Genomic DNA, 377 nt, shown 5'->3' on the forward strand with positions numbered 1-377 from the left:
ACCTCGACCTGGCGCTGGCGCCGTTGGAGCAGAACCTGTTCAACGACTGCAAGAGCAACCTGCGCTTGCTGGAGTACGGGGCGTGTGGTTTTCCGGTGGTCTGTAGCGACACCAAGGCCTACGCCGGCTACCTGCCATGTACCCGGGTCAAGGACAACACCGCCGAGCAATGGCTGGATGCGATTCGCATGCACCTGGCTGACCCGCAGGCCAGCTACCGCCAAGGCGATGCCCTGCGCGCGGAAGTGCTGCGTGACTACATGCTGATGCCGCACCATTTGCAGCATTGGGCCAACGCCTGGTTGGCAGACTGAACGTTGGCGTGGGGCGATGCCCGCGCCTGATTGACAATTGGACAGGTGCTATATGATCGATAC

The 377-nt window shown here is 61.5% G+C and carries 1 protein-coding gene; it reads left to right on the forward strand.

Features of this window, described 5'->3' with window-relative positions; genetic code table 11:
- The coding region (locus SB765_RS28245) for a glycosyltransferase (RefSeq protein ID WP_410932301.1) at window positions 1-314 on the forward strand (314 nt) is incomplete at its 5' end.
- Between the last annotated feature and the right edge of the window lie 63 nt (window positions 315-377).

The sequence above is a fragment of the Pseudomonas sp. SIMBA_067 genome (genome assembly GCF_046534675.1).
In the GTDB taxonomy this organism is placed as follows: Bacteria; Pseudomonadota; Gammaproteobacteria; order Pseudomonadales; family Pseudomonadaceae; genus Aquipseudomonas; species Aquipseudomonas putida.